9 protein-coding genes, 1 tRNA gene and 1 pseudogene are annotated in these 8,606 nt (G+C 68.7%); 2 read left to right on the forward strand and 9 right to left on the reverse strand.

Features of this window, described 5'->3' with window-relative positions:
- Positions 1–7: 7 nt before the first annotated feature.
- From Q5Y72_RS09955 to Q5Y72_RS09990, 8 genes and pseudogenes are all read right to left on the reverse strand, one after another.
- A complete protein-coding gene (locus Q5Y72_RS09955) occupies positions 8–790 on the reverse strand; it encodes an SDR family NAD(P)-dependent oxidoreductase (RefSeq protein ID WP_305963258.1) in 783 nt (260 codons plus the stop codon).
- Positions 780–1,121, reverse strand: a complete 342-nt coding sequence (locus Q5Y72_RS09960; protein WP_305963259.1) for a hypothetical protein — start codon at positions 1,119–1,121, stop codon at positions 780–782. Before Q5Y72_RS09960 ends, Q5Y72_RS09955 begins: the two co-directional genes overlap by 11 nt.
- Positions 1,118–2,146, reverse strand: a complete 1,029-nt coding sequence (locus Q5Y72_RS09965) for a phosphotransferase family protein (protein WP_305963260.1) — start codon at positions 2,144–2,146, stop codon at positions 1,118–1,120. Before Q5Y72_RS09965 ends, Q5Y72_RS09960 begins: the two co-directional genes overlap by 4 nt.
- Complete coding sequence (locus Q5Y72_RS09970) at positions 2,143–3,354, reverse strand: acyl-CoA dehydrogenase family protein (RefSeq protein WP_305963261.1); 1,212 nt, start codon at positions 3,352–3,354, stop codon at positions 2,143–2,145. Before Q5Y72_RS09970 ends, Q5Y72_RS09965 begins: the two co-directional genes overlap by 4 nt.
- The gene (locus tag Q5Y72_RS09975) at positions 3,354–3,992 is read right to left on the reverse strand and encodes a thiamine pyrophosphate-dependent enzyme (RefSeq protein ID WP_305963262.1); all 639 of its coding nucleotides are present in this window, start codon (positions 3,990–3,992) and stop codon (positions 3,354–3,356) included. Before Q5Y72_RS09975 ends, Q5Y72_RS09970 begins: the two co-directional genes overlap by 1 nt.
- A pseudogene (locus Q5Y72_RS09980) lies at positions 3,976–4,269 on the reverse strand (tripartite tricarboxylate transporter permease); the annotation flags it as partial. The pseudogene Q5Y72_RS09980 and the gene Q5Y72_RS09975, both read right to left, overlap by 17 nt.
- A 52-nt stretch (positions 4,270–4,321) precedes the next feature.
- Entirely contained in the window at positions 4,322–5,410 is a 1,089-nt protein-coding gene (locus Q5Y72_RS09985; protein WP_305963263.1) for a Bug family tripartite tricarboxylate transporter substrate binding protein, read from the reverse strand.
- A gap of 26 nt (positions 5,411–5,436) precedes the next feature.
- Positions 5,437–6,516, reverse strand: a complete 1,080-nt coding sequence (locus Q5Y72_RS09990; RefSeq protein WP_305963264.1) for a 4-oxalomesaconate tautomerase — start codon at positions 6,514–6,516, stop codon at positions 5,437–5,439.
- 111 nt (positions 6,517–6,627) lie between these two features.
- Between Q5Y72_RS09990 and Q5Y72_RS09995 the strand changes: the two genes are divergently transcribed.
- Positions 6,628–7,536 carry a LysR family transcriptional regulator gene (locus Q5Y72_RS09995; protein WP_305963265.1) on the forward strand — a complete coding sequence of 303 codons (909 nt, stop codon included), beginning with the start codon at positions 6,628–6,630 and terminating at the stop codon, positions 7,534–7,536.
- A 163-nt stretch (positions 7,537–7,699) separates the two neighbouring features.
- Complete coding sequence (locus Q5Y72_RS10000) at positions 7,700–8,233, forward strand: YgjP-like metallopeptidase domain-containing protein (protein ID WP_305963266.1); 534 nt, start codon at positions 7,700–7,702, stop codon at positions 8,231–8,233.
- 223 nt (positions 8,234–8,456) lie between these two features.
- Here Q5Y72_RS10000 and Q5Y72_RS10005 read toward each other — a convergent pair.
- Positions 8,457–8,546: transfer RNA gene (locus tag Q5Y72_RS10005), tRNA-Ser, on the reverse strand.
- Positions 8,547–8,606 lie beyond the last annotated feature (60 nt).

Consider the following 8,606-nt stretch of genomic DNA (forward strand, 5'->3'; position numbering starts at 1 on the left):
CGTCCTTTCAAAGCGGCGACAGAAGATGGCCGCCATCCGCCACAATGACCGATCCGGTCATGAAACTTCCAGCCCCCGATGCCAGCAGCAGCAGCGGGCCGTCCAGTTCCCCCGCCTGCCCCAGGCGGCGTTGCGGAATGCGCCGGATCATCGCCTGCCCGGCCTCGGCGGCAAAGAAATCGCGGTTGAGATCGGTTTCGACATAGCCGGGCGCCAGCGCGTTCACCCGGATGCGGTGCCGCGCCCATTCCAGCGCGTGCTGCCGGGTCATCTGGATCAGCGCGGCCTTGGAGGTCGCATAGGCGGACACGCCCGCGCCCTGCCGCAGCCCGAGGATCGAGGCGACGTTCACGATCGCGCCCGGCCGGCCGGCCTGCACCAGTCGCCGCACCACCGCGACCGAGGCGCGCCGCGCGCCCTCGACATTGACCGCGAAGACCCGCGCCCAGTCCTCGTCGTCCTGATCCAGCGCGGCGCCGGGCTGGGCGATGCCGCTGTTGTTGATGAGGATGTCGACCGGCCCTGCGGCCATCTGCTCGGCCTGCGCGACGGCCGCGGTGACGCTGTCACGGCTGGTCACATCCATCTCGACGGCATGGGCGACGGCACCCTCGGCCGAAAGACGGTCGCGCAGGTCCTGCAGCGCGTCGAGGCGGCGGGCGGCCAGCACCACGGCCGCACCCGAACCCGCCAGCACCTGCGCAAAGCGTCCGCCCAAGGACCCCGACGCGCCGGTGACCAGCGCGATACGCCCCTCGAGCGACAGGTTGCGGGCAAGATCAGGAAGCATCTCGGCTCTCCTCGCAGGGGGCGCGATCCTCGGGCGACAGCGCCACGGGGTCGGCGACGAAGGCGCGCAACCGCGCCGCGTGCAGCAACCGCCCGTGCAGGGCCGCGTCCCCGTCATGGCGGCCTGCGCGGATGGCGGCGACATCGGCCCCGATCGCGCCTTCGGCGGCCTGCAGGCGTGCAGACACCGCGATCGCGCGCCGCGCCGTCGCGATGGCGTTGGCAGCCAGCAGCGCCTGATAGCGCTGCTCTCCGGTGAGGGCCGCGGCCAGGTCCTCGCGCAGGACACGCGCGGTGTCGTCCAGAAGATCGAGGGCGGCGGGATCGGTCATCGAACCTCCATCCGGGGCGCGGTCATGTGCAGCAGGTCAAGTTCCAGCGTGTCGGCGATGCGCCCGGTCAGCGCCAGGTGCAACGACCGCTCTTCGCCGCTGGCGTGGCGGTGACCCTGCTGAAGCGCGATCACGGCCCAGCGCAGATGCGCCATCAGTTCCCACCAGGCGACGCGGGCCGGATCGATGTCCTGCCCGCCCTCGTCGATGTAGCCGGCGTAGAAATCGGCCCGGTCGCCGATGCCGCCGGCCTCGCGGTCGGGGCGGGAAAAGCGCCAGCACCGGGCGCAGAACCAGCCCAGGTCTGACATGGGGTCGGACCATGCCGCGAATTCCCAATCGAGGATCGCAGTCAGTCCGCGGGCGTCCACGAGGAAGTTTCCGGTGCGATAATCCTGATGCGTCAGGGTGATCCCGCCGGGGGGCGGGGCGTCGCGCTGGGCCCGGCGCAGCGCCCATTCGAGGCCGGGGCGCGGCGTGCCGAGGGCATCCAGCCAGTCGCGGCACAACGCGACCGCGGCGGCGGCCGGATCGGCGGGCCGGTCGCCGAGGATCGCGTCCAGCCGCGGATCGGGGCGGATCGCGTGGATCCGCGCCAGTTGCCGGCCCAGTTCGCGGCACAGTGCGGCCCGATCGCCACCCAGTTGCGCATCGCGCACCAGCCGGGGGCCATAGCCGGTGCCGGGCACCAGAGCCATCAGCGCGAAGGGCGCGCCGATCACCTGCGGGTCCGCGCAGAAGCCCAGCGGTGTGGGCACCTTGACGCCGGCCTCATGGGCGGCGCGGATCAGCGCGTATTCCTGCGCACGCGACCGGCTTGCGGCGATGGTCGCGGGCGCGTCGCGACGAATGACGCAGCGGCGCGGCCCGGCCCCGCCGTCAAGCCCGGCATCGATCGTGACCGACCAGTTTTCCTGGATGGCGCCGCCCGACAGCTTCTCGGCGGCGATCACGCGCGCGGCGGGCGCGTTCAGGACCCCGGCAAGCCAGGCGTCGAGATGCGGATTTTCGGTCAGCTGCGTCACGCGCCCCAACTCCAGAAGGCGTCGCCCTCGCGGCCATAGGCATCGGCCAGCACCATGCGATGGACCTCCGAGGCACCGTCCACCAGCCGCGCCTGCCGGGCATAGCGGTAGATCCACTCCAGCACCGTGTCGCGGCTGTAGCCGCGCGCGCCGTTCAACTGGATCGCCATGTCGGCGGCCTGGTGCAGCGTGTCGGCGACATGGATCTTGGCCATCGATACCTCCTTGCGGGCAAAGCTTCCCTGGTCCAGCGCCCAGGCGGCGTTCATCGTCAGCAGCCGCCCGATCTGGATGTTCAGCGCCACCCCGCCCAGCAACAGCCGAACGGATTCGCGATCGGCCAGCCTGACGCCGAAGCCCTCGCGCCGGGCGATGTAGGACTGCGCCTCGCTCATCGCGCGCTTGGCAAGGCCCAGCCAGCGCATGCAATGGGTGAGCCGGGCTGTACCGAGGCGGATCTGCGTGACCTTCAGCCCTTCGCCCACGCCCATCAGCCGCGCGCTGTCGGGGATCTCGAGGCCGTCGAAGGCCAGTTCGCAATGGCCGCCATGCTCCTCGGGGCCCATGATCGGGATGCGGCGCAGGATCTGCCAGCCGGGCTGGTCGCGGTGGAACAGGAAGGCGGTGAGGTGGCGGCGGCGCTCGTCGGGGTTCGGGTCGGTGCGGGCGATCAGGATGAAGTGGTCGGCCGCGGCCGCGCCGGTGATGAACCACTTGCGCCCGTGGATACGCCAGATGTCGCCGTCGCGGGTCGCGGTGGTGCGGATCATGCCGGGGTCCGAGCCGCCGCCGGGATGCGGCTCGGTCATCACGAAGGCCGACCTCGCGCGGCCCTCGACGATGGGAGCAAGCCAGCGGACCTGCTGATCTGGAGTCGCTATGCGGGCCAGCACGTCCATGTTGCCATCATCGGGCGCGGCGCAGTTGAACACGACCGGCCCGAAGATCGAGCGGTTCGCCTCTTCATACATCACCGCGCGGCCGACCACCGACAACCCCATGCCGCCCATCTCTCGCGGCACCTGCGGCGAGAACAGCCCCGACCCCCGCGCCTTGTCGCGCAGCAGCGTCAGCGGGCCGTCGGCGATGTTGTCATGTTCGTCCCAGTTCGCGCGGTCGGCCTCGACCGGCAGCACATGCGCCTCGACGAAGTCGCGAGTGCGGCGGCGGATCTCCTCATGCGCGGGCGACAGCGTGAAATCGACCATCACAGGCCCCGCCTCGCGCGTTCGGCATCGTCCCAGGCGGTCAGCGGCTGGTAGTCTGGCACGAAGCCCAGCCCCTTGCGCGCATCCGAGGAGACCGCATCCTGCGAGGTCACCACATCGACAAGTGCGGGCGCATGGTCGATGGCACGGCGGATGGCGCCGACCAGATCGGCGGGATCGTCGACCCGCTCTCCATGCAGGCCCAGGGCGCGGGCCATGCCGGCATAGTCGGAATGGCGCAGCGTGGTGCCCACGACCCGGCCGCCGTAATTGTATTCCTGATCATAGCGTTCGATGTTCCACGCCGCGTTGTTCGACACGATCACCACGATCCGCGCACCGTGGCGCAGCGCGGTGTCGATCTCCATCGCGTTCAGCCCGAAGGCCCCGTCGCCCGTGACGGCGATGACCTGCCGGTCCGGGCATGCCAGCGCCGCGGCGTTGGCATAGGGCACCGCGACGCCGAGGCAACCGAAGGCGCCGGCATCCAGATAGCTGCGCGCCTCAAGCCCCACGCGCGCAAAGCTCAGCAGATCTCCGCCATCGGCGACGGCGATGTAGTCGGCCGGCGCGACCTGTTTCAGCGCCTCGAAGATCGCGGCGGGATGGATGCGCCCGTCCTGCCCGCGCTGCGGCACCGGCCGGTCCTCGCGTGGCGCTTGAGCCCGGAATGCCCATCATGACCGAGGTGAAGGTGTCGCCGGTCGGGATGACCGCGACCATGCCGATCAGCATGCCAAGCGCCGAGGCTGGGTCCATCCCGTAGAGGAACGGCAGCAGGATCGACATGCCCGCGATGCCGCCAAGGCCGGGCAGGATGCCCACGACCAGCCCGACGACGACACCGAGGACAAGAAAGACGAGATGGCCGCCGGACATGACCTGTCCCAGCGCCGCAAGGGCAATATCGAACATTTTGATTTCCTCCCGGAGCGATGGGGCGGGGCGCATCGCCCCGCCTGCCACCTCACATCCGCACGTTGTAATCTTCCGAAAGCCAGTTGGTCAGGAACTCGCGGACACCGGGATCCAGCGTCAGCGCCTCCTTCAGCGCGGCGTCCGCATCCGGGCCGACAAGCTGCTCGTAGACGCCCAGCTCGTCGCCCGCCCGCTGGCGGAAGTCCGGCGCATCGACGATGGCCCGTGCCGCATCGCCATAGGCCGCGATGACCTCGGCCGGCGCATCCTTGGGCAGCACCACCATCTTCTGCAGCGAGAAGCCGGCCAGCATCAGGGCCTTCCACGCCTCGAAGGCCTCTCCCTCGGGCGTGGCGCCGGTGGCCTGCTCGAAGAACTCGACGAAGGTCGGCAATTCGGGGAACGAGGGATCGCGGATGACCTTGCCCTCGGCGTCGACCACGCCCAGCGAGAACAGCGCCACGGCCTTGCCACCATCGACCAGCGGCTTGACGCTGCTGATGAAGGCCGAACTGGTCTGGAAGTCGATGCCCGCCTCGCCCCGCTCGAAGGCCAGGCGGCCCGCGCCCCGGCTTTCCATGCCGAAGACCGGCTTGATGTTCAGCCCCAGCATCTTGAAGCCCAGCAGCACCGGCATTTCCAGCGCCGTCGCGCCCTGACTGGCAAAGCGGATCTCCTCGGCGCGCAGCTTCTCGATATCCTGCGGGCCGGTGACGCCGTATTTCGGGTCGATATAGACGACCCCGCCGGTCGGCGATGCCAGCACCGCCGTCCAGTCGGCATAGTCATAGCGCACCCGCGGATCGCCCAGGATCGCCGGGTATTGCGTCGAGGCCGATGTGCCCAGGATCGACAGACCGTCATGGCTGGCCCGCATGGCGAACTGGTTCGCCCCCGAGATCGAGCCGCCTCCCGGTACGTTCAGCACGACCACCGTCGGCTTGCCGGGCAGCGCCTCGGACAGCTGCGGCGCGAAGAACCGCGCCCAGACATCGGTGCCGCCACCGACGCCGAAGGGCACCGTCCATTCGATCGTCTCACCGGCGAAGTCCTGCGCGCCCGACGCGACGGGCATCGCAAGCGCGGCCGCGGCCCCCAGCAGCATCCACCTGATGCCCGACCTGTTCAGCATTCTCATCATGTTTCCTCCTCCTTGGCTATTGGTCATGCGACCTTGTCGCGGACATGCACGAAGCCTTCGAAAAGCCTGCGTGCGGTTCTGATGACCGCGACACGGCGGATCTCGCCGGTGTCGGGGTCCTGTTCGATCTCGACCGGGGTGCGGCCGGACGGGTGTTCGATGACCAGCATCCTGCGGCCCCGCGCATCCGGTGCGGGCAACACCGCCAGATCATGCGCGACCGTGCCTTCGGTGCAGCAGGCCGCCGCGATGCAGACCGCGCCGGTGATGGCCACCGCCGTGTGGCAGGAATGCGGCATGAAATAGCGCGCGTCGATCGTGGCGCCGTCCGTCGGGCGTGACAGCAGGATGGGCTTCGGGATCACCATGTCGCCCACGTCGCCGAGCCCCATCAGTTGGCCCGATGTCAGCCGCAGCGCCTCGAGCCGGGCCATGAAGAGGCGGTCGGCATCAAGATCGGCCGGGGCCTCGCGCCCGGACTTGCCAAGGCTGTCGGCGGCAACCAGCACCGCGGCCACCGCCATGTCGAAATGCGTGACCGGAACGCCCTGCACCTCATCGCGCAGCGCGCCGGTCGGCAGCAGCCTGCCCGTCTTCGAGCCCGCGGCGTCCAGAAACGCCAGCCGCACCGGCGCCGCCGTGCCCGGCACGCCGGCGATGGCGGTATCGCCCTCATAGCTGACCGCACCATCGGGCGTCTGCACGGTCGCCTCGATCCGCTTGCCGGTATTGACGTTCAGGATCGTGAGGCGCGTTTCCGGGTCGCCCGCAGCGACCAGACCTTGCTCGATGGCAAAGGGTCCCACGGCGGCCAGCATGTTGCCACAATTCGGCGCTGTATCGACCAGCGCCCGGTCGACATTCACCTGGGCGAACAGGTATTCGATGTCGGTCCCCTGCTGCCGGCCGGGCCCGACGATGGCGACCTTGCTGGTCAGGGGATTCCCCCCGCCGATCCCGTCAATCTGCAGCGGATGGCCCGACCCCATCGCGGCGAACAGGATGGCGTCACGCGCCGCGGGATCCTGCGGCAGGTCTGACGACAGGAAGAACGGTCCGCGTGACGTGCCGCCACGCATGAGGACGCATGGAATTCTGGACATGATGCTGTTTTTCCTCCGCCGGGGCGTCGATGGGCTCCGATGGAAAAACCTTGCCATGGCCGGCTGCCATGTGTGAAATGCAATTATCTGAATGACAATTTCGTATGGCACATGAATATCGACCTCGAGGATCTCAAGGCCTTCGTTGCCACGGCCGAGATGCAAAGCTTTCGCGCTGCTGCCGAGATGATCCACCTGTCCCAGCCGGCCCTGACCCGGCGGATCCAGAAGCTGGAGACGACACTGGGCGTCGCGCTGCTCGAACGCACGACCCGCCGCGTGTCGCTGACGGCGGTCGGGCGTGATTTCCTGCCTCGTGCCCGGCGTCTGCTGGACGACCTGGAAACCTCGCTTCTGTCGGTGCGCGAGATTGCCGAACGCCGGTCGGGGCTGGTCAGCATCGCCTGCATTCCGACCGCCGCCTATTATTTCCTTCCCGACGTGATCGGCGAGTTCACGAAGGAATACCCCTTGATCCGCTTTCGCATCGTCGATGCGGGGGCAAACGAGGTGCTGCAAAGCGTCATCAACCGCGAGGTGGATTTCGGCATCACCCTTCTTGGCACCGAAGCGCCCGAAGTCTCGTTCGAGCCGCTGATCGAAGAACCGTTCCATCTGGCGTGCCGCCGCGACCACCCCCTGTCGCGACGGGCCGAGGTGACCTGGGCCGAACTGGCCGACCACCGCTTCATCACCGTCGGGCGGGCCAGCGGAAACCGCCTCATCATGGATCTTGCCTTGGCTGGTGCCACGGTCCGGCCCCGACCGTTCTACGAGGTGCAGCACCTGTCGACATCGCTGGGCCTGGTCGAGGCCGGCCTGGGCGTCGCCGCGCTGCCGCGCATGTCCCTGCCCGCCGCCCCCCACCCGCTGATCGCCGCCGTCGCGCTGAAGGACCCCACCGTCACCCGCACTGTCGGCGTCGTGCGCGTCCCCGCGGCCAAGGCCCCGCCCGCCGCCGAACAGTTCTACAGGATGCTGCTGTCACGCTGGCAGAATGCCGATCCACCCGGCGCCTGAGCAGCGCCGCGCGCGCCCGGGATGCGCCGTCCCGACGGCCGATCTGCCCTTGGGTCTCGCGGAGGGATCCGATGTGCCCGGTTCATCGGCCCGGTTCCGCCCGAGCAAGCGTCAAGCGGCCCCGCGGGCCGTTTGAGCGAGGTCGCGCGTGGAGGGCGCCGGGGTGGCCATCGGCAACCAGTCGCGGCGCGTCGCCGCGATCTTGGGGGACGGCGACCACGACATCCGATACGAGATCGTCCGCCGCCCCAGGACGACACCCGAGATCGCCGTCGAGCCGGATGTTTCGGTGGTGATCGCTGCGCCGCAGGACGCGACGTTGGTGGTCATGGAAGCTGACCTGCGGAAGCGGGCAGCGCTGGTGACGACGCCGCAACGGTCCGTCTGCCGGTTCCTGCCGCCGACGTCCGAAGGCTGGTTCGTCGCCGGACGGGCGCATCTCTGCCTCGGAGGTCAAGACCGCCTGAAGGTCGCCTCGCACCTCCAGGACAGCATGAATGTGACCCGCGGCTTCATCGTCGTGCAGACCCATCGGCCGACCAGGCCCGAGGGAACGCGCGACCTGGTCGAGGCATGGCACCGGGATCGTGCCCATATCGTGTTCCCGGACCGGATCGAGTGCTGTCTGGGGCACTTCACGGACCCCGAGGCTTTCCGGCCTGACGGCATGAAACCTGCCAAGACTGCCCGTTGCTGATCAACGCCAACGCCAGCGGGCTGGTGCCCTGAAGTCAGGTCCGGCGCCCGTACACACGGCCGGAAACCGCATCGCGCCAGATGGCAACCAGAGACTCGCGCTATTTTGGGCGGCTACATGGCTTGCGATTTCAAAGTTCTAAGAGGGATCGCGCCTCGGATGTCGCGGGCACCACGCCACAATATGTGACGATAAAACCTTTTAGTAAAAATGGCTTATCTAGTGGCGGAGGCGGTGGGATTCGAACCCACGGAACCCTTTCAGGCTCAACGGTTTTCAAGACCGGCGCATTCAACCGCTCTGCCACGCCTCCGAATGTCCCGCACTAGCGAGAAGGCCAGAACTGTGCAAGAGTCGCGGAAAGCTGTGTTCC

This window comes from Paracoccus spongiarum (assembly GCF_030732095.1).
Classification (GTDB): domain Bacteria; phylum Pseudomonadota; class Alphaproteobacteria; order Rhodobacterales; family Rhodobacteraceae; genus Paracoccus; species Paracoccus spongiarum.